This window comes from Streptomyces speibonae (assembly GCF_984686075.1).
Window position 1 is genome coordinate 2,288,475 of sequence record NZ_OZ480260.1, and the last position, 25,217, is coordinate 2,313,691.

The window sequence follows — 25,217 nt, forward strand, 5'->3', positions numbered from 1 at the left end:
GACGGGGGTGACTCACCCCCGCAGGTCCACCAGCATCGGGGGCGCCTGCTCGCCCTCGACGGTCGTCAGCGACAGCACCGCGTGCCCGGGCGGCACCGCGTGCGCCAGCTGGGAGGCGGACCAGCGCTCCCGCTCGACCTGGCGGACGGTGACCGCCTCCGTCGTCACGGCCTCGCCCGTCACCCGCTTGCGCACCGCGTGGAAGAACCGCGTCATCGGCTGGTCGGCGAAGACGGTGTGGTGGGCCACCTCCGTGGTCTCCACCCACTCGGTGCCCCAGGCCTGCGCGAACCGGCTGCCGTCCCAGGTGGTGACGCCGCAGAAGGCCATACGGCAGCCCACCGCCCCGTAGAGCGGGCCGTGCAGCGCCTCGGGGACGTCGCCGATGGTCCGCAGGGTGAGCAGCACGCCCGCGTTGTGCGTCCGCAGCCGCTGGACGCGGCGCACGGACTCCGCGGTGACCGTGCCGGTGGCGTCGTCCAGGACCAGGCCGGCGAAGTGGGCGCGCCCGCTCACCCGGACCACGGCGTGGAACTGGGCGAGCACCAGCCGCGTGATCAGCCGGCCGGCCTCCTCGTGCCCGTGCTCGGGCAGGTCGACCCGGACCCGCACGGGGTGGTGGGCGACGGCACGCAGGGAGAAGGGGCGGGCCGGTCCGCCCCGGCCGAGGAAGCCCGCGAACACCGGCCGGTCCAGCAGCGCCAGCCGGCCGGCCAGGGCCCGGCCCGCGTCGCCCGGCGTGCCCGTCTGCCGGGCGCGCGCCTGAAGCTCACGGCGCATGAGCTCGTCGCCGGTCGGGGCCAGCGCCTCCCACAGGGTCTTCAGCGCCCCCTCGTCGCCCTCCAGCAGGGCGCGCAGCTCCGACAGGTCCGGGAAGCGTCCGTGCGCCGCCCGGTAGGGTCCGAGCAGCTGCGCGAGCGTGGTGGCGGCGCTCTGCGTGCCGACCGTGTCCAGGTCGCCCACCAGCGCCTCGGCGAGGATCTCGGCCGCCTCGTCCGGGTCCTCGGACTCGGCGTACGGGTCGAGGTCGTGCACCGAGGAGGGGTCGCCGATCCGCACGATCACGTCGAAGGAGTCGTCCGCGCCGAGCGGGCTCCCGGCGGCGGAGACGGCCACGACGGCACAGCCGTTGGTGAGCGCCTGGAGGGCGAGCGCCTCGGTGACCGGCTCGACGAGGGTGCGGGTCTTGCCGGACCCGGAGGGGCCGACGGCGAGCAGCGAGGTGCCGAGCACGTCGGGGCCGAGGGCCGCCCCGGCGCTGCGGTACGGCCGCGGCGCGTGCTCGTGCTCCGCCCAGCGGCCGATGCGCACCTGCCCGGCGAGCAGGTCGTGGCGGGCCGTGCGGCGCGGCAGGTCCCGCTTGCCGGAGGGGTGCGTCCAGGCCGCGCCGCCCTGGCTCCGGACGGTGTCGCGGAAGGCGCCCAGCGCGGCGGTGCGGCGGGCGGCGCCGAACGCGCGCTCGAGGCGGGCGCAGTCGACGTCGTTCATGCGTCCGCCGGCGACCTCGGCGGTGAGCAGGTCCGCGGGCTCGTACTGTCCGGCGTCGCGCAGGGCGGGCCACTGGGAACGGGGCAGCTCGGGAGCCTTCGGGGCGGCGGCCGGCTCGCGCGGGGCGAACAGCTTGCGCACGTAGGGCACCCAGCCGCCGAGACGGGCGAACGGCCACAGCACGAGCAAGGTGATGACCGTGTAGAGCGCGTTGGTGAACAGCGGGGAGGTCACCGGCTCGTAGCTGTTCGTGAGCAGAATGGTCAGGGAGAGCACGGCATTGGTGATCGGCACCGCGGACCACGGGACCGAGAAGGCTCCGGGGAAGACGAAGCTGAGGGTGACGACGGCGAGACCGGCGGAGATCAGGACCCGTTCCGCCGGGGACACCCGGTTCATGTAGTGGCGGGCGATGGCGCGCCAGCTGCCGAGCGCGCCGACCGCGACGACGAGGGCGCAGAAGAAGACGCCGTCGGCGACCAGGAGGTAGTGCTTCCCGGGGAGTTTCACCTCCCAGCCCTCGACCGGCCTGGGCACGAGCGTCGCCGCGTACCACCAGTCGTCCGGCGAGAAGATCCTGAGCAGCCGGCTCTTGAACGGGAAGGTGCCGCTGCTCCAGAACGACCACGCCAGGAGCCCCACGGCGACCGGGATGAGCATGCCCGCGGCCGTCATCGGAGTAGGGCGTTCCGTCTGCTGTTTCGGGGGCCGGTGGCCGTACCGCCAGATCCCCGGGCGGGCGGGCGGCCTCGCCGTGTCGAGCCAGGCCGCGACGGAGGACGCGGACCGGGGCGCCTGTGCGGGGACGGGCGGCACACCCGGCGCCCGGTCCGGCCGGGGCGGCGCGCTCGGTACGTCCTGTGGTCCCGCCGGGCGCGGTACGGGGCCGGCGTGCGCGCCCCGTGCGTCCTGGGTACCGTCCCTGTCCATCGCCCCTGCCCCCTGAGCAGCCGCTCCATCCGCCATCAGCGAGTCAATCTAACGCCCCGACAGGTGGAGTCCACCGATTGCGCGGCCGAGCCGCGGGCCGTCTCCCCCGCTATGTCCACCACGGACAACCCGGCCCCCCGGACAACGCCCACATGGAGCATGCCCAGCCCTCGCCCGCCGCCCTAGCCTGCGAGAAAAGAACGTGGAAAACGTCCGTTACACCCCCCAGGAGCCCCGCATGACCGCACTTCCGCAGGAGCGCCGCGTCGTCACCGCCATCCCCGGCCCGAAGTCGCAGGAGCTTCAGGCCCGCCGTACCGCCGCGGTCGCGCAGGGCGTGGGCTCCGTGCTGCCCGTGTTCACGGCGCGGGCGGGCGGCGGGATCATCGAGGACGTCGACGGCAACCGCCTGATCGACTTCGGCTCCGGCATCGCCGTGACCTCCGTCGGCGCCTCCGCCGAGGCCGTGGTGCGCCGGGCCTCCGCCCAGCTCGCCGACTTCACGCACACCTGCTTCATGGTCACGCCGTACGAGGGCTACGTGGCCGTCGCCGAGGCGCTCGCCGAGCTGACCCCGGGCGACCACGCCAAGAAGTCCGCGCTGTTCAACAGCGGCGCCGAGGCCGTCGAGAACGCCGTCAAGATCGCGCGTGCGTACACCGGGCGGCAGGCGGTCGTCGTGTTCGACCACGGCTACCACGGCCGCACCAACCTGACCATGGCGCTGACCGCGAAGAACATGCCGTACAAGCACGGCTTCGGTCCGTTCGCGCCCGAGGTGTACCGGGTGCCGGTGGCCTACGGCTACCGCTGGCCGACGGGTGCCTCGAACGCCGGTCCGGAGGCCGCCGCGCAGGCCGTCGACCAGATGTCCAAGCAGGTCGGCGGCGAGAACATCGCCGCGATCATCATCGAGCCGGTGCTCGGCGAGGGCGGCTTCATCGAGCCGGCCAAGGGCTTCCTCCCGGCGATCCGGAAGTTCGCCGAGGACAACGGCATCGTCTTCGTCGCCGACGAGATCCAGTCCGGCTTCTGCCGCACCGGCCAGTGGTTCGCCTGTGAGGACGAGGGCATCGTCCCGGACCTGATCACAACGGCGAAGGGCATCGCGGGCGGTCTGCCGCTGGCCGCCGTCACCGGCCGCGCGGAGATCATGGACGCCGCGCACGCGGGCGGCCTGGGCGGCACCTACGGCGGCAACCCGGTCGCCTGCGCGGGCGCACTCGGGGCCATCGAGACCATGAAGGAGTTCGACCTCAACGCCCGGGCACAGCACATCGAGACCGTCATGAAGGCCCGCCTGACCGCCATGGCGGAGAAGTTCGACATCATCGGCGACGTCCGGGGCCGGGGCGCGATGATCGCCATCGAGCTGGTGAAGGACCGCGGCACCAAGGAGCCGAACCCGGAGGCGACCGCCGCGCTGGCCAAGGCCTGCCACCAGGAGGGCCTGCTGGTCCTGACCTGTGGCACCTACGGCAACGTGCTGCGTTTCCTGCCCCCGCTGGTCATCGGCGAGGACCTGCTGAACGAGGGCCTGGACATCATCGAGCAGGCGTTCACCCGCGTCTGAGCCGGCCTCGAGGCAGGCAGAGGGTGTGAAGAAGGTGTGCGGGGTGGATGACAGGATCCCGTCGCCCCTGTCGCCGCGTCACCCCCTGCCGTAGCTTTGCACCCGGATGAGAGAAACACACCGCCCACAGGGGACTGCGGGCGGCTCAGGCCGGGGCCTCCCCAGCTTCGACCTGGTCGTGCCTCGCGCACACAACCGGAGCCCGGGGGCTCCGGATCTCCTCACGATCGGACGGTCGCCCGCCCCAAACCCCCCGGGGCGCGCGACGTTCCGGTCCGGACGGCCGTCCGGGCACCTCATACGGCATGCCGTTCCCCGAAGGGCCAGTGCATACCCCCCCTTGCGCTGGCCCTTCGGGGTTCACGGGCCGGGCTCCTCCCCCGTGACACGGGCCAGCAGCTCGCGGGCCTCGCCGAAACGGGGATGGGCGGGATGCAGGCGCCGCTCGCACTCGGACAGCGCCCGGCGGGCCGCGTCCTCCGCCTCCTCGCGGCGCCCCAGACCGAGCAGCGCCTCGGCCGTCACCAGGTCGGGGCGTCCGCTGTCCTTGCGGGCCGGGGACGGCGCGAAGTCCCGCGACTCGGCCAGGGCCTCCTCGTGCCGGCCCTGGCCGCTCAGGCTGCGCACCAGCGTGGCGCGCAGGCCGGTGGTGGCGGCGTCGGTGGCGCGCGGGAGGTTGCCGCGGGCGATGGCCTCCGCCTCCTCGAAGCGGCCCTGTCCGCACAGCGCCCCGGCCAGCACGTCCAGAGCGCTCAGCTCGAGCCCCGTCAGGGGGACGAGGTGGGCGAGGCGGGCGATGTCACCCAGGACGTCCAGGGCCTCCTTCTCCGCCTCCGCGTGCCGGTCCTGGCCGTCCAGGACCACCGCGCGGTTGCGGCGCGCCACCAGCCGCAGCACCTGCGCCTCGGCGTCGACCGGCGCCAGCTCGGCGATCAGGGTCTCCAGCTCGCCCAGCACCTCCGCCTGGCGCCCGTGGGCGAGGGCCGCCATCGTGGCCAGCGTCCGCGCCTGCCACTCGGCCACCGGCCGTTTGCGCCATCCGGTCCTGGCACCCTCGACGAGCGCGCGTGCCGTGGCCTCGACCTCTTCGTACTCGCCCTGCTTGAAGAGGTCTTCGAGCCGCGCGAAGATCTTGCGGCGGGTGCTGTCCCGTGTCGTTCGTATCAGCTTCACAGGCGGTGAGACTACGGGACCCGCCCACCTGCGAAGCTGGTCGGCATGCTGCTGCTCGGACCGCCCGTCGTCCTCTTCGCGCTGATCACCTGGCAGGTCGTCACCGACGGGCCGCTGGTGGATGCCGACGAGCGGCTGAGCGAGGCCCTGATCCGCCCGGACCGGGCGTCCGAGCTGCTCTCCGACCTCGGCAACGTGCAGGTGGCCGTGCCGGTCCTGCTGGCCGCGCTGGCGTATGTCGCGTGGCACGGACGTGCCGGCGAGCGTGAGCGGTGGTGGCTGCCGCCGCTCGCCGGGGTCGCGGCGATGGTGCTGGTGCCGGTGCTGGTGGCGCCCCTGAAGGAGTGGACCGACCGACCGGGCACCCCGGCCGTGCCGCCGGCGACCGGCTACTACCCCTCCGGGCACACCGCCACCGCCGTCGTGGCGTACGGCGCGGCGACGCTGCTGCTCCTGCGGCTGCTGCGGTCGCCGGCCGTACGCCGTGGACTGGTCGTGCTCTGTGGCGCCCTGGTGCTGGGCGCCTCGTACGGGCTGGTGCGCCGGGGCTACCACTGGCCGCTGGACGTCGCGGCCAGTTGGTGCCTCGGCGCGGTGCTGCTGACCGGACTGTGGCTGCTGGTCAGCCGAAGTAGCCGTCGAAGGTCCGCTGGAACTCCCAGCCGCCGAACCGGTCCCAGTTGATCGACCAGGTCATCAGCCCGCGCAGGCCGGGCCAGGTCCCGTGGGTCGCGTACGAGCCGCAGTCGGTCCGCTTCGTCAGACAGTCCAGGGTCTTGGTGACCTCGGCCGGGGACACATGGCCGTTGCCCGCGTTGGTCGTGGCCGGCATGCCGATGGCGACCTGGTCGGGGCGCAGCGGCGGGAAGACGTTGTCCGCGTCGCCCGCGACCGGGAAGCCGGTGAGCAGCATGTCGGTCATGGCGATGTGGAAGTCGGCGCCGCCCATGGAGTGGTACTGGTTGTCCAGGCCCATGATCGGCCCGGAGTTGTAGTCCTGGACGTGCAGCAGGGTCAGGTCGTCGCGCATCGCGTGGATGACCGGCAGGTACGCGCCCGCCCTGGGGTCCTGGCCGCCCCACTCGCCGGTTCCGTAGTACTGGTAGCCGAGCTGGACGAAGAAGGTCTCCGGGGCCATGGTCAGCACGAAGTCGTCGCCGTACCTGGCCTTGAGGGTCTTCAGCGCGGAGATCAGGTTGACGATCACCGGGGTCTTCGGGTTCTTGAAGTCCGTGTCGTCGGCGTTCAGGGAGAGCGAGTGGCCCTCGAAGTCGATGTCCAGGCCGTCGAGTCCGTACGCGTCGATGATGCGCGAGACGGAGGAGACGAAGGTGTCCCGGGCCGCCGTGGTGGCCAGCTGCACCTGTCCGTTGGCGCCGCCGATGGAGATCAGCACCTTCTTGCCGGCCGCCTGCTTGGCCTTGATCGCGGCCTTGAACTCGGCGTCGCTCTCGACGCCGGGGCACTCGGAGGCGGGGCAGCGGTCGAAGCGGATGTCCCCGGAGGTGGGCGAGGTCGGCTCGCCGAAGGCCAGGTCGATGACGTCCCAGCTGTCGGGGACGTCGGCCAGGCGGGTGTAGCCCGAGCCGTTGGCGAAGCTGGCGTGCAGATAGCCGACGAGGGCGTGGGGCGGGAGGTCGGAGGAGCCGCCGCCCGGGTCGCCCTCGCTCGTCGTCGCGGTCACGGTGGCCGAACGGGCCGACTCGCCCGCGTCGTTGACGGCCGCGACCTGGAAGGCGTACGCCGTGTCGGGGGTCAGTCCAAAGACGGTGGCGGAGGTGCCGGTGACGCTCCGCACCTTGGTGCCGTCGCGGTAGACGGCATAGCCGGTGGCGCCGGCCACCGGTGACCAGGACAGGGACACGCTCGTCGCGGTGACGGTCCCCGCCTTGAGGCCGGTGGGCGGGGCGGGCGGCTGTCCTGTCCCGCCGCCGGGTCCGACGAGGGTGATGTCGTCGGCGTGGTAGGCGCCGGTGCCGTACCAGCCGTGGGTGAAGATCGTGACCCGGGTGGTGCCGGGGCCGGTGCGGAAGGTGGTGGTGAGCCGCTGCCAGTCGGGGGCGGACTGGGTCCAGGTGGAGACGTCGGTGGTGCCGGTGCCGCTCGCGCCGAGGTAGACGTAGCTGCCGCGGACATGGCCGGTGAGCGTGTACTGGGAGTCGGGTGCGACGGTGACGGTCTGCGCGCAGCGGGCGTTGTCGGCGCCCGCCGGGGTCGCCTTCAGCGCCGCACTTCCGCTGTGCACGGGCGAGTTCACGGTCTCACCGGCGGTGCAGCTCCAGCCGTCGAGGCCGGCTTCGAAGCCGCCGTTGCGGGCGAGGTCCGCGTCGGCGGCGCCGGCGGGCGCGGAGAGCGCGGTCATTCCGGTCGTGGCGAGGGCGGTGGCGGTGAGGAACGCGACGAGGGGACGCCGCGCGCGAGGTCTGGAGCGGTCCACGGGGGCCTCCGGGCATGGGGGATTGGAGGGTGGAGCGCGCTCAATTTGGTCCAGACCAATTCGGTTGTCAAGCCCCCGCGCACGTCAGCTGTCGAAGCCCAGGCCCAGCCGGTCCATCGTCCGCAGCCAGAGATTGCGCCGCCCGCCATGGGCGTCCGCCCTGGCCAGCGACCACTTGGTGAGCGCGATCCCGGCCCACGCGAAGGGCTCCGGCGGGAACGGCAGCGGCTTGCCGCGCACCATCTCCAGCTCCGTGCGCTCGGTCCGCTCCCCCGCCAGCAGATCCAGCATCACCTCGGCCCCGAACCGGGTGGCACCCACGCCGAGTCCCGTGTAGCCGGCCGCGTAGGCGACCCGCCCCGCGTGGGCGGTGCCGAAGAACGCCGAGAAGCGGGAGCAGGTGTCGATCGCGCCGCCCCAGGCGTGGGTGAAGCGCAGGCCCTCCAGCTGCGGGAAGCAGGTGAAGAAGTGCCCGGCGAGCTTGGCGTAGGTCTCCGGCCGGTCGTCGTACTCGGCGCGCACCCGGCCGCCGTACGGATAGACCGCGTCGTAGCCGCCCCACAGGATCCGGTTGTCGGCGGAGAGCCGGAAGTAGTGGAACTGGTTGGCGCTGTCCCCGAGCCCCTGGCGGTTCTTCCAGCCGACCGAGGCCAGCTGTCCGGCCGTCAGCGGCTCCGTCATCAGGGCGTAGTCGTAGACCGGGACCGTGTAGGCGCGGACCCGGCGGACCAGGCTGGGGAAGACATTGGTGCCGAGCGCCACCCCGCGCGCGCGGACCGCCCCGTACGGGGTGCGTACGGCCATGCCGGCGCCGTGCGGTTTCAGGCTCAGGGCGGGGGTGTGCTCGTGGATGCGCACACCGAGGTCCAGGCAGGCCCGTTTCAGTCCCCAGGCGAGCTTGGCCGGGTGGAGCATCGCCACGCCCCTGCGGTCGTACAGGCCGGCCCGGAAGGTCGGTGAGTCCACCTGGTCGCGCACGGCGTCGGCGTCCAGGTACTCGATGCCCTCGGCGAGCCCCCTGGCCCGGATCTCCTCGTAGTGACCGGCGAGCTCGCGGACCTGGTGCGGCTCGGTGGCGACGTCGATCTCACCGGTGCGCTCGAAGTCGCAGTCGATGGAGTGGCGGGCGACCGTCTCCTCGATGGCGTCGAGGTTGCGGGCGCCCAGCCGCTCCAGGGTGTGGATCTCCTCGGGCCAGCGGGCCAGCCCGTTGGCCAGGCCGTGGGTGAGGGAGGCGGCACAGAATCCGCCGTTGCGGCCGGAGGCGGCCCAGCCCACCTCGCGGCCCTCCAGCAGCACGACGTCCCGGGAGGGGTCGCGTTCCTTGGCGAGCAGCGCGGTCCACAGTCCGCTGTAGCCGCCGCCCACGACGAGCAGGTCGCAGGTCTCGGCGCCGGTGAGGGCGGGCTCGGGTCCGGGCCTGCCGGGGTCGTCGAGCCAGTAGGACACGGGCCGGGTCTCGGAAAGGGATCGCGTCCAACGGCTCATGGCGCTCGGGGCCATGATGTCAACTCCCTACGGGGGACTGCGGTGTGGCTTCTATGCCTTGTGCCGGCCGCGGCGGTTGCCGATGAGCAACGAGGCCAGCACCAGCACGACGGCGACGACGAACATGGCCGTACCGATGACGTTGACCTGCACGGGCGTTCCGCGCTGGGCGGAGCCCCAGACGAACATCGGGAAGGTGACGGTCGAGCCGGCGTTGAAATTGGTGATGATGAAGTCGTCGAAGGAGAGCGCGAAGGCGAGCAGCGCGCCCGCCGCGATCCCGGGGGCGGCGATCGGCAGGGTGACCCGCAGGAACGTCTGGACCGGTCCGGCGTACAGGTCCTGCGCGGCCTGTTCCAGCCGGGGGTCCATCGACATCACGCGCGCCTTCACGGCGACCACGACGAAGCTGAGGCAGAACATGATGTGGGCGATCAGGATCGTCCAGAAGCCCAGCTGGGCGCCCATGTTGAGGAACAGGGTGAGCAGCGAGGCCGCCATGACCACCTCGGGCATCGCCATCGGCAGGAAGATCAGCGAGTTCACGGCGCCGCGGGCGCGGAAGCGGTAGCGGACCAGCGCGAAGGCGATCATCGTGCCGAGCAGGGTGGCGCCGAGCGTCGCCCACAGAGCGATCTGGAGGCTGAGCGACAGGGACGCGCACAGCCCGGAGACGCCGCAGGGGTCCTTCCACGCCTCGGTGGAGAATTCCTGCCACGTGTAGTTGAACCGCCCCTTCGGATGGTTGAAGGAGAACACGGTGACGACGACGTTCGGCAGGAGGAGATACGCGAGGGTGAACAGTCCCGCGAGGACGACGAGACGGCGTTTGAGCCAGTGAACGAAGGCCATTTAAACCAGATCCTCCGTGCCGGACTTGCGGATGTAGAGCGTGACGATGACGAGGATCGCGGCCATCAGGATGAACGAGAGTGCCGCGGCCGTCGGATAGTCGAGAATCCGCAGGAATTGGGACTGGATGACGTTGCCGACCATGCGGGTGTCGGTGGAGCCGAGCAGATCCGCGTTGATGTAGTCGCCGGACGCCGGGATGAAGGTCAGCAGCGTGCCGGAGACCACGCCCGGCATCGACAGCGGGAAGGTGACCCGCCGGAAGGTGGTCGACGGCTTGGCGTAGAGGTCGTTCGCCGCCTCGTGGAGCCGGGGATCGATGCGCTCCAGCGAGGTGTAGAGCGGCAGGATCATGAACGGCAGGAAGTTGTACGTCAGACCGCACACCACCGCCAGCGGGGTGGCGAGCACCCGGTCGCCGTCGGTCCAGCCGAGCCACGCCGTGACGTCCAGAACGTGCAGCGTGTTGAGGGCGTCGACCACCGGTCCGCCGTCCGCGAGGATCGTCTTCCAGGCGAGGGTGCGGATCAGGAAGCTGGTGAAGAACGGCGCGATCACCAGGATCATGATCAGATTCCGCCAGCGGCCCGCGCGGAAGGCGATCAGATACGCCAGCGGGTAGCCGAGCAGCAGACACAGCACCGTCGCCGAGGCCGCGTAGAGCACCGAGCGGACGAACTGCGGCCAGTACTCCGACAGCGCGTCCCAGTAGGTGGCGAAGTGCCAGGTGACCTTGTAGCCCTCCTCCAGGGAGCCCGTCTGCACGGATGTGGAGGCCTGGTAGATCACCGGCAGCGCGAAGAAGACCACCAGCCACAGCAGGCCGGGCAGCAGCAGCCAGTACGGCGTCCAGCGGCCCCGCCTGCGCGGCGGCCGCGGGGGTTTCGTCTCGGGGGCGGGCGCCAGGGGTGGCGCCTCGGTGGCCGTGGTCATCAGGCGACCTCTTCCTCGACCGTCTCGACACCCGCGTCGATGTCCTGGGCGGCATCGAGGCCGAAGGTGTGCGCCGGGCTCCAGTGCAGGACGACCTCGGCGCCGGGCAGCAGCCGGGGATCGCGGTCGACGTTCTGGACGTAGACCTCGAAGTCGGAGCAGACCGGGCTGTCGACGACGAACTGCGTGGAGACGCCGATGAAGCTGGAGTCGGCGATCTTGCCGGTGATCCGGTTGCGGCCCTCCGGTATCCCGCCGGCGTCCTCGGCGTGGGTGAGGGCGATCTTCTCCGGGCGCACCCCGAGGAGCACCTTGCCGCCGGCCGTCGTGGGCGCGCTGTTGCGGGCCCCGGGCAGCACCAGCTTGCCGCCGCCCGCCTTGAGCACGATCTCGTCGCCGGAGGCGGTGTCGACCTCGGCCTCGATGAAGTTGGAGGTGCCGAGGAAGTTGGCGACGAACGTGGTGCGCGGGTTCTCGTACAGGTCGGCGGGCGAGCCGAGCTGCTCGACCCGGCCGGCGTTCATCACCGCGACCGTGTCGGCCATGGTCATGGCCTCCTCCTGGTCGTGCGTGACGTGCACGAAGGTGATGCCGACCTCGGTCTGGATGCGCTTGAGCTCCAGCTGCATCTGGCGGCGCAGCTTCAGGTCGAGCGCGCCGAGGGGCTCGTCCAGGAGCAGCACCTTGGGGTGGTTGATCAGCGCGCGGGCCACCGCGACCCGCTGCTGCTGGCCGCCGGAGAGCTGGTGCGGCTTCTTGCGGGCCTGCTCGCCGAGCTGGACCAGCTCCAGCATCTCCTCGACCTGCTTCTTCACGCTCCTGATGCCGCGCCGGCGCAGTCCGAAGGCGACGTTCTCGAAGATGTCGAGGTGCGGGAAGAGGGCGTAGGACTGGAAGACCGTGTTCACCGGCCGCTTGTACGGCGGGAGCGCGGTGACGTCCTGGTCGCCGAGGTGGACGGTGCCCGCGGTGGGCTCCTCCAGGCCGGCGATCATGCGCAGGGTGGTGGTCTTCCCGCAGCCGGACGCGCCGAGCAGCGCGAAGAAGGAGCCCTGCGGCACGGTCAGGTCGAGCGGGTGCACGGCCGTGAAGGAGCCGTAGGTCTTGCTGATGCCGGTGAGGCGGACGTCCCCGCCGTGGCCGGCCGCGGTGGTGTCGGTCGTGGTCTTCATCTCGTCACGCCCCAGTGAGCTTCGCGAACTTCTCTTCGAATTCCGTCTCTTCCTCGGAGCTCAGGGAGCGGAAGGCACGGGACTTGGCCTGCATGGCCTTGTCGGGGAGGATCAGCGGGTTGTTCGCCGCGTCCTCGTCGATCTTCGCGAGGTCGTCCTTCACCCCGTCGACCGGACAGACGAAGTTGATGTAGGCGGCGAGTTCGGCGGCCGGCTGCGGCTCGTAGTAGTAGTCGATCAGCCGCTCGGCGTTCGTCTTGTGCCGCGCCTTGTTGGGGATCAGCATGGCGTCGCTGGAGGTCATGTAGCCGCTGTCCGGGATCACGAAGTCGATGTCCGGGTTGTCGGCCTTGAGCTGGACCACGTCCCCGGCCCAGGCGAGGCAGGCGGCGAAGTCGCCCTTGGCCAGGTCGGCGGTGTAGTCGTTGCCGGTGAAGCGGCGGATCTGCCCCTTGTCGACGGCCTTCTGCAGCCGGGCCACCGCCGCGTCGTAGTCGTCGGCCACGAACGCCGCCGGGTCCTTGCCCTGGTCGAGCAGGGTCATCCCGATGGTGTCGCGCATCTCGGTGAGCAGCCCGACGCGCCCCTTGAGCTTCGTGTTGTCCAGCAGGTCGGAGAGGGTCTTCACCTCGACGCCGTCGAGCGCCTTCTTGTTGTAGGCGATGACCGTGGAGATGCCCTGCCAGGGGTAGGAGTAGGCGCGGCCCGGGTCCCAGTCGGGGTCGCGGAACTGGGCGGAGAGGTGGGTGAAGGCGTTCGGGAGGTTGGCCGGGTCCAGCTTCTGCACCCAGCCGAGCCGGATCAGGCGGGCGGCGAGCCAGTCGGTGAGGACGATGATGTCGCGGCCGGTGTCCTGGCCCGCGGCGAGCTGCGGCTTGATCTTGCCGAAGAACTCGGTGTTGTCGTTGATGTCCTCGGTGTACTTGACCTTGATGCCGGTGCGTTCGGTGAACGCGTCCAGGGTGGGGTGGTTGCGGCCGCTGTCGTCGACGTCCATGTACTCGGTCCAGTTGGAGAAGCTGACGGTCTTCTCCTCCTTCGAGTGGTCCTCCGCCGGGACGCCGCCCTGGGTGTTCCCGGCGGCGGGGATGCCGCAGGCGCTCAGCGCGCCGAGTCCGCCCACCGCGAGCGCGCCGCCCGCGGAGGCGCGCAGCAGCGAACGGCGGGTCAGGGCCGCCCTGCCGGTGCGGAAACTGCGCCGTATCGCGGCTTCCTGGGCCGGTGAGAGGCGGTCGGGCTCGTACTGCTCCATGCGCGTGGTGACCTTTCGGGAGGTGGCCGCGGTCGGGCGGCCTGGCTGCTATCGGTCCCCGAAGACGGTGCGGTGCCAGTCCTTGCGGACCACCGCCGTGTTGTCGAACATGACGTGCTTGATCTGCGTGTACTCCTCGAACGAGTACGCGGACATGTCCTTGCCGAAGCCGGACGCCCGGTACCCGCCGTGCGGCATCTCGCTGATGATCGGGATGTGGTCGTTGATCCACACGCATCCCGCCTTGATCTCGCGGGTGGCCCGGCCCGTGCGGTACACGTCCCGGCTCCAGGCGGAGGCGGCGAGTCCGTACGGGGTGTCGTTGGCCAGCGCGATGCCCTCGTCGTCGGTGTCGAAGGGCAGGACGACCAGCACCGGACCGAAGATCTCGGACTGCACGACCTCGCTGTCCTGCGCCGCGTCGGCGATGAGCGTGGGGCGATAGTACGCGCCGTCCGCCAGCTCGCCCAGGGGTGTTTCGCCGCCGGTCACCACGCGCGCGTGGGCGCGCGCCCGGTCGACGAATCCGGCGACGCGGTCGCGCTGGGCGTGCGAGATCAGCGGGCCGAGGTCGGTGCCGGGGGCGAAGGGGTCGCCGAGCCGGACGGTGTCCATCAGGGCGGCCGTGCGCTCGACGAATGCTTCGTAGAGCGGGCGCTGTACATAGGCGCGGGTGGCGGCCGTGCAGTCCTGGCCGGTGTTGATCAGCGCGCCCGCGACCGCTCCGTTGACGGCGGCGTCGAGGTCGGCGTCGTCGAAGACGAGGAAGGGGGCCTTGCCGCCGAGCTCGAGGTGGAGGCGCTTGACGGTGGCGGTGGCGATCCCGGCGACCCGCTTGCCGACGGCGGTGGAGCCCGTGAAGGAGGTCATGGCCACGTCGGGGTGGCCGACCAGGTGTTCACCGGCCTCCTTGCCGGTCCCGGTGACGATGTTGATCACGCCGTCCGGGATGCCCGCGTCGGTCGCGGCCTGTGCGAAGAGCAGGGAGGTCAGCGGGGTGAGCTCGGCGGGCTTGAGCACGATGGTGTTGCCCGCGGCGATCGCCGGGAGGATCTTCCAGGCGGCCATCTGGAGGGGGTAGTTCCAGGGGGCGATGGAGCCGACGACGCCGATGGGCTCGCGGCGGACGTAGGAGGTGTGGTCGCCGGAGTACTCGCCGGCCGACTGGCCCTGGAGGTGGCGGGCGGCGCCGGCGAAGTAGGCGATGTTGTCGACCGTGCCCGGCACGTCGAACTCGCGGCTCAGCTTCAGGGGCTTGCCGCACTGCAGCGACTCCGCGCGGGCGAAGTCCTCCGCGCGGTCGGCGACCACGGCGGCGAACCGGTGCAGGGCGTCGGAACGCTCGCCCGGGGTGGCGCCCGCCCAGGCCGGGAAGGCCTCGCGGGCGGCGGCTACGGCCGCGTCGACGTCGTCGGCGCCGGCGAGCTCGTAGGTGTACACCTCCGCGCCGGTGGCCGGGTCGACGACCGCGTGGCTTCCGCCGGAGGTGCCCTTCGCGGGGCGGCCCGCGATGAACTGCGCGCCGTCGGCGAACCGATCCTGCGCGGGAAATCGTTCCGGGGTGGTGCGGCCCGGGTTGTGCATGTCGCTCTCCTCCGTGTCCCCGAGGGGGGCGGCGTGGCTCCAGCTCGATTTGAGTGCCGATCCTGACAGAGCAACGAGACGCCAACAAGGGATTCCGTTGTTGAATTTTGGTTACGCAACGGAATCTGTCGACCGAGTGTCGAGCCGCCACGGAAAAGGCAGGGCGGACTGTCAGTGGCCCCTGCCAGACTCGCGTGCATGGAGGAGATCAGGGGGCGGCGATGAGCGGGACGACGGAGGCGGTCGGTTCCAGGGAGGCGCTGATCGAGGCGCTGGCGGCCGGGACGCGGATCAAGTACGTGCACTTCTGGCGGCATACGGCGCTGTCCGACGGCCGGATCGGGGCGGGCTGTCTGAGCCAGTGGTGGCCGTCGCCGTTCACGGTGGACGGGGTGGAGTACGCGACCGCCGAGCACTGGATGATGGCGGCCAAGGCCCGGCTGTTCGCGGACCCGGAGGGCGAGCGGCGGGTGCTGGCGGCGGGGCATCCCGCACGGGCGCAGAAGGCCGGGCGGCTGGTGAAGGGCTTCGACGAGGACGTATGGCGCCGGGAGCGGTTCTCCATCGTGGTCGAGGGCAACGTGCACAAGTTCGCGGCCGACGCCGGCCTGCGGGAGTTCCTGCTGAACACCGGGGACCGGGTACTGGTCGAGGCGAGCCCCAAGGACCGGGTGTGGGGCATCGGCCTCACGGCGGACGACGAGCGCGCGGAGGACCCCGGGCGGTGGCGCGGGTCGAATCTGCTGGGCTTCGCCCTGATGGAAGCCCGGCGGCGGCTCCGGGCCGCCCAGGACAGACCCTAGCTAGGTAAGGGTGACGATGACGGCGAAGACGATGCCCAGGGAGGCTCCCACCGCGCCGCAGATGATGCCGGCCAGGGCCTGACCCGCGTTCGTGGCCTCGCCCCGGTGGGCCTTGCCCCGGCCGATCCCGCCGAAGATCAGGGCCAGCAGGCCCAGCAGGATGGCCAACGGCCAGAGGCAGAAGACGGCGGCCGAGATGATGCCGAGCACCAGCGCGGTGACGCCCAGCCCGTTGCTCGGCACCGGTGCCGTCCCGGACCATCCGGTGTACCCCGGTGCGGGGGCACCGCCGTACGCGGCGCCCGGATAGCCGTACGGGACCTGGCCCGGCCCCTCGGGGCCGACGGGCGGCGGCGGAACGGGCTCACCGCCGACCATGGGCGCGAACGGGCTGGCCGCGGGAGCGGGCGCGGGCGCGGGGGGCGGCACCGGAGCGGACGGGCCCGCCCACGGCTGCGGCTGGGGCTGCGCGGGGCCGCCGCCCGGCGCCGGGAAGGACGTCACCGTCTGCTGGTCGTGTACGGAAGGGGGCGGCGGGGCGGAGGAGGCCCCGGAGGGCGCCGTGGGAGCGGCGGGTCCGGGCCATGCCGGGGAGTCACCGGCCACGACGGTCTCGCCCGGGCCGCCGCCCGCGGGACGCGGGGCGTCGGGTCCGGGGCCGGACACCTGCGTACGGTCCGCGGGCGGCGCCCAGGGATCGGGGGCGCGGGTGACGGACGTCCGCACGTCCACCTGGGAGCCGTCCTGTGGTTCGGCGTCCCGCGCACCGCCGTCGGCCGGTGCCGGCCACGCGGCGGGTGCGTGCGGGTCGCCGGGCGGCGTGCCACCCGTGGCCTGTTCCCGTGCCTGAGGCGTCTGCGCGTCGTCGCCCATGCCCTGGGCCCCCTCCTTCGGACGTCCCGTCATGCTACGGCCCGTCCCGCCGTCGTGCGCGCCGGGCCTACGATGATCCCCGAACACCGATCAGCCGATCACCCGCGTCCCGCCCGCCACATGGCCCGCGGGACGCCGTTCCCGGGGAGGAACCTTGACCGACCACCTCGACACGGCCACCGCGGCGCCGGTCCGCGACCTGCACGCCTTCATCGCCGGACTCCCCAAGGCCGAACTGCACGTGCACCACGTCGGCTCCGCCTCCCCCCGTATCGTCTCGGAGCTGGCCGCGCGCCACCCCGACTCCAAGGTCCCCAGCGACCCCGAGGCCCTGGCCGACTACTTCACCTTCACGGACTTCGCCCACTTCATCGAGGTGTATCTGTCCGTCGTCGACCTGATCCGTACCCCAGAGGACGTCCGGCTGCTGACCTACGAGGTGGCCCGTGAGCTGGCACGGCAGCAGGTACGGTACGCCGAGCTGACGATCACCCCGTTCTCCTCCACCCGCCGCGGGATCGACGAGCGCGGCTTCATGGACGCGATCGAGGACGCGCGCAAGGCGGCCGAGACCGAGTTCGGGACGGTACTGCGCTGGTGCTTCGACATCCCCGGCGAGGCCGGCCTGGAGTCCGCGGAGGAGACCGCGCGCCTGGCCACCGACGACCGGCTGCGCCCCGAGGGCCTGGTCTCCTTCGGCCTGGGCGGGCCGGAGATCGGCGTGCCCCGCCCCCAGTTCAAGCCGTACTTCGACCGTGCCGTGGCCGCCGGACTGCACTCCGTGCCGCACGCGGGCGAGACCACGGGGCCGGAGACCGTGTGGGACGCGCTCAACGAGCTGGGCGCCGAGCGCATCGGGCACGGCACCAGCTCCGCGCGGGACCCGAAGCTGCTCCAGCACCTGGCCGAGCAGCGCATCGCGCTGGAGGTGTGCCCCACCTCGAACATCGCCACCCGCGCGGTGACCACGCTCGACGAGCACCCGATCAAGGAGTTCACCCGGGCCGGAGTCCTGGTGACGATCAACTCCGACGACCCGCCGATGTTCGGCACCGACCTCAACAACGAGTACGCGGTCGCCGCGCGGCTGCTGGGTCTCGACGAACAGGGCCTGGCCGCCCTCGCGAAGAACGCGGTCGAGACGTCGTTCCTGGACGCCGCCGGCAAGCGGCGGCTGGCCGCCGAGATCGACACCTACACCGCCTCCTGGCTCGCCTCCTGACCGCCCCGCGAAGGTCCGCCATGCAGAACGTGACCGCCGTGGCCCACCGCGGCGACCCCTACCGCGTCCGCGAGAACACCCTCGCCTCGCTGCACTCCGCGCTCCGCCGGGGCGCGGACGCGGTCGAGATCGACATACGGCTCACCCGGGACGGTGTGCCGGTGCTGCTCCACGACGGCACCCTGAAGCGGCTGTGGGAGCACGACCGCCCGCTGCTGTCGCTGTCGTGGGAGGAGGTGCGCGGGGTGACGGACGGCGGGGTGCCCACCCTCGCGGACGCGCTGGCGGCGACGGCCGGCCGCCGGGTGATGATCGACCTGCCCGGCACACCGGACCTGCGCGCCGCGCGCCGGGTCGTGAACGTCGTGCGCGACAGCGGCGCCCAGGACCGCGTGTACTACTGCGCGGGTGCCCCCGCCATGCTCGCGGTGCGCGCGGCGGACCCGTCCGCCGAGATCGCCCTCACCTGGACCAGTCTGGCCCCGCCGCGCGCCGGCCTGCTGGAGGCGGTCCGCCCGCGCTGGCTGAACTACCGCTTCACCCTGGTCGACCGGGCCCTCGCCGAACGCGTCCACCGCGAGGGCCATCTGCTGTCCGTCTGGACCCCGGACACCCGCCGCTCCATGCGCCGGCTGCTGGCCATGGGCGTGGACTCGATCACCACCAACCGCATCGACGCCCTGTGCGCCCTGCGCGACGCCGGGGCGCGCTCCGACGCGGCCGCGCCCGCCCGTCGCTAGGGTCCGTCGTCCGGATCACGCGGCCGGACACCGGCGGCGCCCTGCCGGCACCGTGAGGACCCGCGTCAGCGGCGTGATCCGGACGACGGACCCCGGCCAGTGCCGCGTCAGCCAAGGTCTGCCCGTCAAGGAGCGGCGTCCGGTGCGTGCTCTCGGTGTGCCGGCCGGAAGCCCGTGTACGGGACGTACGTGGGGTTTCTGCCGGCGCGGCGAGAGGGCGTGCCGGACGTCGCGACGGGGCGGCCCTTGGCTGCCGCGGCACTAGACGAGTCATTCCGATGTGATCAGTGGTCGTAGGCGATCAGGGATCGCATGACCGGCTGTCCGGTCTTGTGGTTGTGCCAGATCGCCGCAGCCAGCGCGAGGACGCGCTGAGCGACGCGGGTAGCGACGCCCTCGAAGGTCCGGCCGCCGTGTTGTTCCAGGTCGAGCTGGCCCTTGAGGGTGTCGTTCACCGACTCGATCAGCTGCCGCACCGACTTCAGCAGCGACTCGCCCGCGCGGCGCTTCTCCCGTTTGAACGACGGCCGCAGCAACGCCGCCCCGCGCAAGGCCAGATCGGCCTCGAACTCCTTGGAGGCGAAGCCCTTGTCCGCGATGAACAGCAGGCCGGGCCGGCCGGTGACCGCGTCCGGCTCGCGATCCAGCATCGCCATCAGCACTTCGCGCTCGTCCAGCTTGGGGTTGGCCAAGGCCCACAGGATCGGCATGCCGGTCGGGGTGCACACCAGGTACAGCCGCAGGCCCCAGAAGAACCGCGAGTGGCTGGCGCAGTATCCGTATCCGGCCCAGCCGGCCATGTCCGACCGCTTCACCGTGGGCCGCGAGCGGCCGCACTCCACCGGGGTCGAGTCGATGATCCAGTGGTTGTCGAACCAGAAGTCGGTGTCCGCTGCAAGGAGTCGTATCACGCGCTTGACCAGCGGCAACGCTGCCCGCAGCCGCTTGTTCCAGCCCGGCTGCTTCGGCACGTACAGGAACATCGCGCCCAGCCGGGAGTGGACGAACCGCAGCCATCTGGACTCCGAGGCGAAACCCAGCATGGCCTGGGCGACGGCGAGGCAGACGAGTTCGGAGTCCGTCAATCGCGGCGGGCGGCCCAGCCATCGGGTATCTCCAATCTCGTCATCGATCTTCACGTACAGTGCGGTCAGCAGGGCGTCCAGGTCATTCGTCACAGATCGATCTTGGACGCCCTGTCTGTGTTCCCGGACGCACCGTCAGCATTCGGAATGACTCGTCTAGCGCTTCAGGAGGTCACGGAGAGCGGCGGTGATGTCGCGCGGCGCCTCCTCGGCCATGAAGTGCCCGCAGTCCACGGTGGAGTGGCGCAGGTCGGCGGCCCAGGCGCCCCACAGGGCGGCCGCCTCGTAGCCGAGCGCGGCTCCCCAGTCCTGCTGGAGCACGGAGACGGGCATGGTGAGCCGGTTCCCGGCCGCGCGGTCGGCCGTGTCGTGGTCCGCGTCGATCCGGGCGGAGGCACGGTAGTCGGCGACGATCGAGGGGACCGCGTCCCGGCAGGCCGCGAGGTAGGCCGCGCGGACCTCCGCCGGGATCGCGCCGGGGTCCTTCGACCAGACGTCCAGGAAGTGGCCGAAGAAGGCGTCGGCGCTCGCCACGATCATCCGCTCGGGCAGTCCGGGCGGCTGGGCCATCAGATAGAGGTGGAAGCCGACGGCGGCGGAGGTGCCGTGCAGCGCCTCCCACATGTCGAGGGTGGGCAGGACGTCCAGGCAGGCCAGATGACTGATCGCGGCCGGGTGGTCGAGCCCGGCCCGGAAGGCCACCAGGGCTCCCCGGTCGTGCCCGGCGAGGGCGAACCGCTCGTGTCCGAGGCGGCGGGCGAGCGTGACCACGTCCCGGGCCATGGTCCGCTTGGAGTAGGTGCCGGGCCCGTCCTCGGCGGGCTTGTCGCTGGCGCCGTAGCCCCGCAGGTCGGGGCAGATGACGGTGTGGTCGGCCGCGAGGTCGGCGGCGACGTGCCGCCACATCAGATGGGTCTGCGGAAAACCGTGCAGCAGCACGACCGGGGAGCCGGTGCCGCCGACGGCGACGTGCAGCTCGACCGACTCGTCGACGGGGACGCGACGGTGGGTGAACCCGGGGATGGTGGGATGGGACATGGCTGGTCTCTCTCCTCGGAGGGCGGCGCCCGGCGGATCACCCGGGCGGTGTCCCCCACCTTCCGGGGCGCGGATCAGCAGCCGATGAACAGCGGCGCGGGCCGGCGCGTCCGGCCGGGAGGGACGGGCACCGTCGTGCACGTGACGTTCGGAGTGCTGGGCGCGGTGACGGCCTGGGACCAGACCGGTGAACCGCTCGGGCTGCGCGGGCCGAAGCACCGCGCGGTGCTGGCCCGGCTCGTGGTCGCGCGGCGGCGGGTGGTGCCGGTGGCGCGGCTGGTGGAGGACCTCTGGGAGGAGCCGCCGGAGCGGGCGGTGGGCACGGTGCGGACATTCGTCGCCGGGCTGCGCCGGGCACTGGAGCCGGACCGGCCGCCCCGGACCCCGCCGCGCCTGCTGGTCACCGAGGGACCCGGGTACGCGCTGCGGGCGGCCACGGAGGACGTCGACGCCTGGCGCTTCGAACGGGCGGTGTCCCTGCCGGCGGACGCCCACCCCGCACGGGCGGTGACGGTGCTGACGGAGGCGCTGGAGTGGTGGCGCGGGCCGGCCTTCGCGGACTTCGGCGAGGAGCACTGGGCCGCTGCGGAGCGCGCCCGGCTGGCGGAGCTGCGGCTCCAGGCCGTCGAACGGCGGGCCGAGGCGCGCATCGCGCTGGGCGAGGCGGCGCGGGCGGTGCCGGATCTGGACGCCCATGTGGCGGAGCATCCCTGGCGCGAGGACGCCTGGCGGCTGCTCGCCCTGGCCCTGTACCGGTCCGGGCGGCAGGCCGACGCGCTGTCCGTGCTGCGCAGGGCGCGCGGCATGCTCGGCGAGCACCTGGGCGTGGACCCCGGCCCGCGGCTGCGGCGGCTGGAGGAGGACATCCTGCGGCAGGAGCCCCGCCTGGACCCGGGGACGGAGGCGGACTCGGCCGTCGACCGGGTGTGGGCGGACGCGACCGCCGCGTACGACAGTGCCGTGTCCGCGCGCGCCCGGACCCGCCTCGAGTCGACCGCCGGGCTGATGCGCGATCTGGCCGTGACGGGCGGCGGCGGCCTGGAAGCGGCGCGCCGGCACCGGGCCGCAGCCGTCGCCGCCGCCGAGCAGCTGGGCGAACCGGGGCTCACGGCACGGGTGATCGGGGTGTACGACGTACCGGCGGTCTGGACCCGCTCCGACGATCCCGAGCAGGCCCGCCGGCTGGTGGCCGCGGCGGAACGGACCCTGCGGCTGCTGCCCCCGGACGGCGACGACGCGGCCCGCGCCCGCCTGCTGGCGACGATCGCGGTGGAGTCGCGCGGGACGGTGCCCGGCGGCCGGCCGCTCCGGGCGGCGCGCCGGGCCGAGGAGATCGCCCGCCGGCTGGAGGACGCCTCGCTCCTCGCGTTCGCCCTGAACGGCGTGTTCATGCAGACGTTCCACCGCACGGGTCTGGCGGCCCGGCGGGACGCGATCGGCGCGGAACTCGTCGCCCTGTCGGCGCGCAACGGGCTCCCCCGCTACGAGGTGCTCGGCCATCTCGTACGGATCCAGGCGCGCTGCGCCCTGGCCGATCTCGCGGGGGCCGACCGCCACGCGGCGGCCGCCGACGCCCTCGCCGCCCGGCACGACCTTCCCCTGGTCGCCGTGTTCACCACGTGGTACCGCGCGCTGAGAACGTCCCTCACGGCGCCGCCGGATGCCGCCCTGACCGCCTACGACCGGGCGGCGGACCTCCTGCCCGGCTCCGGCATGCCGGGGCTGAGCCACGGCCTGCCGCCGCTGGCCCGGCTGAGCGTCGCGCTGCGCCACGACCGGCCGGTCACCGCCGACGCGGACACCGACTGGGGCCCCTACGAGCCCTGGGTCCGCCCGCTCCTGCTCGCTGGCGGGGGCCGTCGCGACGAGGCCCGTGCGGCGCTGCGCACGGTTCCCGACCCGCCCCGGGACCTGATGTGCGAGGTGCTGTGGTGCCTGGTGGCCCGTGCCGCCGTCGCCGTGGACGACCGGGAGGCGATGTGCCGCGCCCGCACCGCCCTCCTCCCGGCGGCGGGCGAGGAGGCGGCGGGCAGCGGGCTGCTGACGGCAGGCCCGGTCTCCGGCCACCTGGAGCGGCTCACTGCGGCACTGGAACGGTCCCGGGGCGGGCATACGGGCTGAGCGCCTCCAGCCGCTTGATCTTCCGGCGTACGACGTACAGCGGGATGACGCCGAAGACGCCGAACGCGTAGGGGCCGTAGAAGGCGACCGCGATCACGAGATGGGCGAAGGCGAGCCAGTCGGTGCCGTGGAACGTGCGCCAGGGGGGAAGGCCGTGGCGCCGCTGAGCACCAGGCACATGGCGTCCGCCGGAAAAGGAGTTCCCCGCACCCACCCAGGAGTGCGGGGAACCACGCGGCCGGCCGCGGCGGGCCCGCAGGGGCCTACGACGGGCCGGGCCGGCGAGGCATCACGCGTCCAGGGACGTCATCACGTGCTTGACGCGCGTGTAGTCCTCGAAGCCGTACGCCGAGAGGTCCTTGCCGTAGCCGGACTTCTTGAAGCCGCCGTGCGGCATCTCGGCGACCAGCGGGATGTGGGTGTTGATCCAGACGCAGCCGAAGTCGAGCCTCTTCGACATCCGCATCGCGCGCGCGTGGTCCTTGGTCCACACCGAGGAGGCCAGCGCGTACTCGACGCCGTTGGCGTACTCGACGGCCTGGTCCTCGTCCGTGAAGGACTGGACGGTGATGACCGGCCCGAAGACCTCCTTCTGGATGATCTCGTCGTCCTGCTGGAGCCCGGAGACCACGGTCGGCGCGTAGAAGTAGCCCTTCTCGCCGACCCGCTTGCCGCCCGCCACCACGCGCGCGTGCGCGGGCAGCCGCTCGATGAAGCCCTCGACCTGCTTGAGCTGGTTGGGGTTGTTGAGCGGACCGTAGAGGACGTCCTCGTCGTCGGGCATGCCGGTCCTGGTGTCGCCCGCGGCCTTGGCCAGCGCCGCGACGAACTCGTCGTGGATCGCCTCGTGCACGAGGACGCGCGTGGCGGCCGTGCAGTCCTGGCCCGCGTTGAAGAAGCCCGCCACCGAGATGTCCTCGACGGCCTTGGCGATGTCGGTGTCCTCGAAGACGACGACCGGGGCCTTGCCGCCCAGCTCCAGGTGGACCCGCTTGAGGTCCTTGGACGCGGACTCGGCGACCGACATGCCGGCGCGCACCGAGCCGGTGATGGAGGCCATCGCCGGGGTGGGGTGCTCGACCATCAGACGGCCGGTGTCACGGTCGCCGCAGACGACGTTGAAGACGCCCTTGGGCAGCACCGAGCCGAGGATCTCGGCGAGCAGGACCGTGGAGGCCGGGGTGGTGTCCGAGGGCTTGAGGACCACGGTGTTGCCCGCCGCGATGGCCGGGGCGAACTTCCACACGGCCATCATCATCGGGTAGTTCCAGGGGGCGACCTGCGCGCAGACGCCGATCGGCTCACGGCGCACGAAGGACGTCAGCCCCTCCATGTACTCGCCCGCGCCCCTGCCCTCGAGCATCCGCGCCGCACCCGCGAAGAAGCGGATCTGGTCCACCATCGGCGGGATCTCCTCGGTGCGGGTCAGCCCGGTGGGCTTGCCCGTGTTCTCCACCTCGGCAGCGATGAGTTCCTCGGCGCGCTCCTCGAAGGCGTCCGCGATCTTCAGCAGGGCCTTCTGCCGCTCCGCCGGGGTGGTGTCGCGCCAGCCGGGGAACGCCTCGGCGGCGGCCGCCATGGCGGCGTCCACATCCGCCGGCCCGGACAGCGGAGCGGTCGCGTACGCCTCGCCGGTCGCGGGGTTGACCACCTCGGTGGTCCGTCCGTCGGCGGCGTCCCGGAACTCCCCGCCGATGTAGTTGCGCAGACGACGCAGCTCGGTGCTCACTGCAGGCCCTCCTGGTGTTCCTTGTGGGTGTCCGAGGTGTCGGCTCGAAGGTGTCGAGCTGTCCAATACCTGAGACACCCACCCTAAACCGACGGCTGACGTTTTCAACACCCCCACCCCATCCGCGTCTGCGAAATCCGCAATACTCGGGCCCACAGACAACGAATTTCATCGATCAGGCCTTGCGAAACTGTCGATACGTCGTGCAGAGTGGCCCCGTGGCCAGTCGAAGCGCAGACGCGAAGGACTCCCGCGAGTCCAAGAACGGCGGCGGTCCCCATCTGGACGCCGTGTCCCTCGCCATCATCGAGCAGCTCCAGGAGGACGGCCGCCGGCCGTACGCCGCCATCGGCAAGGCCGTGGGCCTGTCGGAGGCGGCCGTGCGCCAGCGCGTCCAGAAACTGCTCGACCAGGGCGTGATGCAGATCGTCGCCGTCACGGACCCGCTCACCGTGGGCTTCCGCCGGCAGGCGATGGTCGGGGTCAACGTCGAGGGCGACGTGGAGTCCGTGGCCGACGCGCTGGCCGCCATGGACGAATGCGAGTACGTGGTGATGACCGCGGGCTCCTTCGACCTGATGGTCGAGATCGTCTGCGAGGACGACGACCACCTTCTGGAGGTCATCAACACACGCATCCGGGCCGTCCCCGGCGTGCGCTCCACCGAGAGCTTCGTCTATCTCAAGCTCAAGAAGCAGACCTACATGTGGGGAACCCGATAATC

The 25,217-nt window shown here is 72.1% G+C and carries 21 protein-coding genes; 7 read left to right on the top strand and 14 right to left on the bottom strand.

Going from position 1 to position 25,217, the window contains the following annotated elements; genetic code table 11:
* Positions 1 to 12: 12 nt before the first annotated feature.
* Entirely contained in the window at positions 13 to 2,418 is a 2,406-nt protein-coding gene (locus tag AC5L3C_RS09955; protein ID WP_493648497.1) for a type IV secretory system conjugative DNA transfer family protein, read from the bottom strand.
* A gap of 238 nt (positions 2,419 to 2,656) precedes the next feature.
* Here AC5L3C_RS09955 and gabT point away from each other — a divergent pair, with 238 nt between their 5' ends.
* A complete protein-coding gene (gabT, locus tag AC5L3C_RS09960) occupies positions 2,657 to 3,991 on the top strand; it encodes a 4-aminobutyrate--2-oxoglutarate transaminase (RefSeq protein ID WP_493648498.1) in 1,335 nt (444 codons plus the stop codon).
* A gap of 360 nt (positions 3,992 to 4,351) precedes the next feature.
* Here the strand turns inward: gabT and AC5L3C_RS09965 are convergent, their stop codons facing one another.
* Positions 4,352 to 5,164 carry a tetratricopeptide repeat protein gene (locus tag AC5L3C_RS09965; protein ID WP_493648500.1) on the bottom strand — a complete coding sequence of 271 codons (813 nt, stop codon included), beginning with the start codon at positions 5,162 to 5,164 and terminating at the stop codon, positions 4,352 to 4,354.
* Positions 5,165 to 5,209: 45 nt separating this feature from the next.
* Between AC5L3C_RS09965 and AC5L3C_RS09970 the strand changes: the two genes are divergently transcribed.
* Positions 5,210 to 5,848 carry a phosphatase PAP2 family protein gene (locus AC5L3C_RS09970; RefSeq protein WP_493648501.1) on the top strand — a complete coding sequence of 213 codons (639 nt, stop codon included), beginning with the start codon at positions 5,210 to 5,212 and terminating at the stop codon, positions 5,846 to 5,848.
* Here the strand turns inward: AC5L3C_RS09970 and AC5L3C_RS09975 are convergent.
* The 7 genes from AC5L3C_RS09975 to AC5L3C_RS10005 all read right to left on the bottom strand — a co-directional run bounded on the left by AC5L3C_RS09975 (position 5,787) and on the right by AC5L3C_RS10005 (position 14,882).
* Positions 5,787 to 7,601 carry a chitinase gene (locus AC5L3C_RS09975; RefSeq protein ID WP_493648503.1) on the bottom strand — a complete coding sequence of 605 codons (1,815 nt, stop codon included), beginning with the start codon at positions 7,599 to 7,601 and terminating at the stop codon, positions 5,787 to 5,789. The genes AC5L3C_RS09970 and AC5L3C_RS09975 overlap by 62 nt on opposite strands.
* Positions 7,602 to 7,685: 84 nt before the next feature.
* Entirely contained in the window at positions 7,686 to 9,104 is a 1,419-nt protein-coding gene (locus tag AC5L3C_RS09980; protein ID WP_493648504.1) for an NAD(P)/FAD-dependent oxidoreductase, read from the bottom strand.
* Between the two features lie 36 nt (positions 9,105 to 9,140).
* Positions 9,141 to 9,941, bottom strand: coding sequence for an ABC transporter permease (locus AC5L3C_RS09985; protein ID WP_493648505.1), 801 nt, complete (start codon positions 9,939 to 9,941; stop codon positions 9,141 to 9,143).
* The gene (locus AC5L3C_RS09990) at positions 9,942 to 10,874 is read right to left on the bottom strand and encodes an ABC transporter permease (protein ID WP_493648506.1); all 933 of its coding nucleotides are present in this window, start codon (positions 10,872 to 10,874) and stop codon (positions 9,942 to 9,944) included. It lies immediately after the preceding gene.
* Entirely contained in the window at positions 10,874 to 12,046 is a 1,173-nt protein-coding gene (locus tag AC5L3C_RS09995; protein WP_493648508.1) for an ABC transporter ATP-binding protein, read from the bottom strand. Before AC5L3C_RS09995 ends, AC5L3C_RS09990 begins: the two co-directional genes overlap by 1 nt.
* A 4-nt stretch (positions 12,047 to 12,050) precedes the next feature.
* Positions 12,051 to 13,298, bottom strand: a complete 1,248-nt coding sequence (locus tag AC5L3C_RS10000) for a polyamine ABC transporter substrate-binding protein (protein WP_125503971.1) — start codon at positions 13,296 to 13,298, stop codon at positions 12,051 to 12,053.
* Positions 13,299 to 13,346: 48 nt separating this feature from the next.
* Positions 13,347 to 14,882, bottom strand: coding sequence for a gamma-aminobutyraldehyde dehydrogenase (locus tag AC5L3C_RS10005; protein WP_493648510.1), 1,536 nt, complete (start codon positions 14,880 to 14,882; stop codon positions 13,347 to 13,349).
* A gap of 221 nt (positions 14,883 to 15,103) precedes the next feature.
* Here AC5L3C_RS10005 and ybiA point away from each other — a divergent pair, with 221 nt between their 5' ends.
* The gene (ybiA, locus tag AC5L3C_RS10010; RefSeq protein WP_493648514.1) at positions 15,104 to 15,685 is read left to right on the top strand and encodes a riboflavin biosynthesis intermediates N-glycosidase; all 582 of its coding nucleotides are present in this window, start codon (positions 15,104 to 15,106) and stop codon (positions 15,683 to 15,685) included.
* On the opposite strand, the gene AC5L3C_RS10015 is transcribed toward ybiA, so the two are convergent.
* Positions 15,686 to 16,591, bottom strand: coding sequence for a hypothetical protein (locus tag AC5L3C_RS10015; protein WP_493648516.1), 906 nt, complete (start codon positions 16,589 to 16,591; stop codon positions 15,686 to 15,688).
* 121 nt (positions 16,592 to 16,712) lie between these two features.
* Between AC5L3C_RS10015 and AC5L3C_RS10020 the strand changes: the two genes are divergently transcribed.
* Both AC5L3C_RS10020 and AC5L3C_RS10025 read left to right on the top strand, forming a co-directional pair.
* Entirely contained in the window at positions 16,713 to 17,780 is a 1,068-nt protein-coding gene (locus AC5L3C_RS10020) for an adenosine deaminase (protein ID WP_493648518.1), read from the top strand.
* A gap of 20 nt (positions 17,781 to 17,800) precedes the next feature.
* Positions 17,801 to 18,520, top strand: coding sequence for a glycerophosphodiester phosphodiesterase (locus tag AC5L3C_RS10025; RefSeq protein ID WP_493648520.1), 720 nt, complete (start codon positions 17,801 to 17,803; stop codon positions 18,518 to 18,520).
* A 284-nt stretch (positions 18,521 to 18,804) separates the two neighbouring features.
* Here the strand turns inward: AC5L3C_RS10025 and AC5L3C_RS10030 are convergent, their stop codons facing one another.
* Together AC5L3C_RS10030 and AC5L3C_RS10035 are read right to left on the bottom strand one after the other, a co-directional pair.
* Positions 18,805 to 19,698 carry an IS982 family transposase gene (locus tag AC5L3C_RS10030; RefSeq protein ID WP_493648522.1) on the bottom strand — a complete coding sequence of 298 codons (894 nt, stop codon included), beginning with the start codon at positions 19,696 to 19,698 and terminating at the stop codon, positions 18,805 to 18,807.
* Between the two features lie 63 nt (positions 19,699 to 19,761).
* Positions 19,762 to 20,643 (bottom strand): alpha/beta fold hydrolase, encoded by an 882-nt coding sequence (locus AC5L3C_RS10035; protein ID WP_493648523.1) that lies wholly within the window; start codon positions 20,641 to 20,643, stop codon positions 19,762 to 19,764.
* A gap of 135 nt (positions 20,644 to 20,778) precedes the next feature.
* On the opposite strand from AC5L3C_RS10035, the gene AC5L3C_RS10040 reads away from it, so the two are divergent.
* Positions 20,779 to 22,764 carry an AfsR/SARP family transcriptional regulator gene (locus AC5L3C_RS10040; RefSeq protein ID WP_493653805.1) on the top strand — a complete coding sequence of 662 codons (1,986 nt, stop codon included), beginning with the start codon at positions 20,779 to 20,781 and terminating at the stop codon, positions 22,762 to 22,764.
* Here the strand turns inward: AC5L3C_RS10040 and AC5L3C_RS10045 are convergent.
* Both AC5L3C_RS10045 and AC5L3C_RS10050 read right to left on the bottom strand, forming a co-directional pair.
* The gene (locus AC5L3C_RS10045; RefSeq protein ID WP_493654201.1) at positions 22,721 to 22,942 is read right to left on the bottom strand and encodes a hypothetical protein; all 222 of its coding nucleotides are present in this window, start codon (positions 22,940 to 22,942) and stop codon (positions 22,721 to 22,723) included. The two genes, AC5L3C_RS10040 and AC5L3C_RS10045, sit on opposite strands and share 44 nt — an antisense overlap.
* 111 nt (positions 22,943 to 23,053) lie before the next feature.
* On the bottom strand, positions 23,054 to 24,493 hold the full coding sequence (locus AC5L3C_RS10050) for a gamma-aminobutyraldehyde dehydrogenase (protein ID WP_493648525.1): 1,440 nt from the start codon (positions 24,491 to 24,493) through the stop codon (positions 23,054 to 23,056).
* 203 nt (positions 24,494 to 24,696) lie between these two features.
* Between AC5L3C_RS10050 and AC5L3C_RS10055 the strand changes: the two genes are divergently transcribed.
* Positions 24,697 to 25,215: an Lrp/AsnC family transcriptional regulator gene (locus tag AC5L3C_RS10055; protein ID WP_493648527.1), complete on the top strand. Its 519-nt coding sequence runs from the start codon at positions 24,697 to 24,699 to the stop codon at positions 25,213 to 25,215.
* Positions 25,216 to 25,217 lie beyond the last annotated feature (2 nt).

Excerpts from the sequence above, each read along its gene's own strand:
- AC5L3C_RS09955 (WP_493648497.1), bottom strand. The coding sequence starts at position 2,418 with ATGGACAGGGACGGTACCCAGGACGCACGGGGCGCGCACGCCGGCCCC.
- gabT (WP_493648498.1), top strand. The coding sequence starts at position 2,657 with ATGACCGCACTTCCGCAGGAGCGCCGCGTCGTCACCGCCATCCCCGGC.
- AC5L3C_RS09970 (WP_493648501.1), top strand. The coding sequence starts at position 5,210 with ATGCTGCTGCTCGGACCGCCCGTCGTCCTCTTCGCGCTGATCACCTGG.
- AC5L3C_RS09980 (WP_493648504.1), bottom strand. The coding sequence starts at position 9,104 with ATGGCCCCGAGCGCCATGAGCCGTTGGACGCGATCCCTTTCCGAGACC.
- AC5L3C_RS09985 (WP_493648505.1), bottom strand. The coding sequence starts at position 9,941 with ATGGCCTTCGTTCACTGGCTCAAACGCCGTCTCGTCGTCCTCGCGGGA.
- AC5L3C_RS09990 (WP_493648506.1), bottom strand. The coding sequence starts at position 10,874 with ATGACCACGGCCACCGAGGCGCCACCCCTGGCGCCCGCCCCCGAGACG.
- AC5L3C_RS09995 (WP_493648508.1), bottom strand. The coding sequence starts at position 12,046 with ATGAAGACCACGACCGACACCACCGCGGCCGGCCACGGCGGGGACGTC.
- AC5L3C_RS10000 (WP_125503971.1), bottom strand. The coding sequence starts at position 13,298 with ATGGAGCAGTACGAGCCCGACCGCCTCTCACCGGCCCAGGAAGCCGCG.
- AC5L3C_RS10005 (WP_493648510.1), bottom strand. The coding sequence starts at position 14,882 with ATGCACAACCCGGGCCGCACCACCCCGGAACGATTTCCCGCGCAGGAT.
- ybiA (WP_493648514.1), top strand. The coding sequence starts at position 15,104 with ATGAGCGGGACGACGGAGGCGGTCGGTTCCAGGGAGGCGCTGATCGAG.
- AC5L3C_RS10015 (WP_493648516.1), bottom strand. The coding sequence starts at position 16,591 with ATGACGGGACGTCCGAAGGAGGGGGCCCAGGGCATGGGCGACGACGCG.
- AC5L3C_RS10025 (WP_493648520.1), top strand. The coding sequence starts at position 17,801 with ATGCAGAACGTGACCGCCGTGGCCCACCGCGGCGACCCCTACCGCGTC.
- AC5L3C_RS10035 (WP_493648523.1), bottom strand. The coding sequence starts at position 20,643 with ATGTCCCATCCCACCATCCCCGGGTTCACCCACCGTCGCGTCCCCGTC.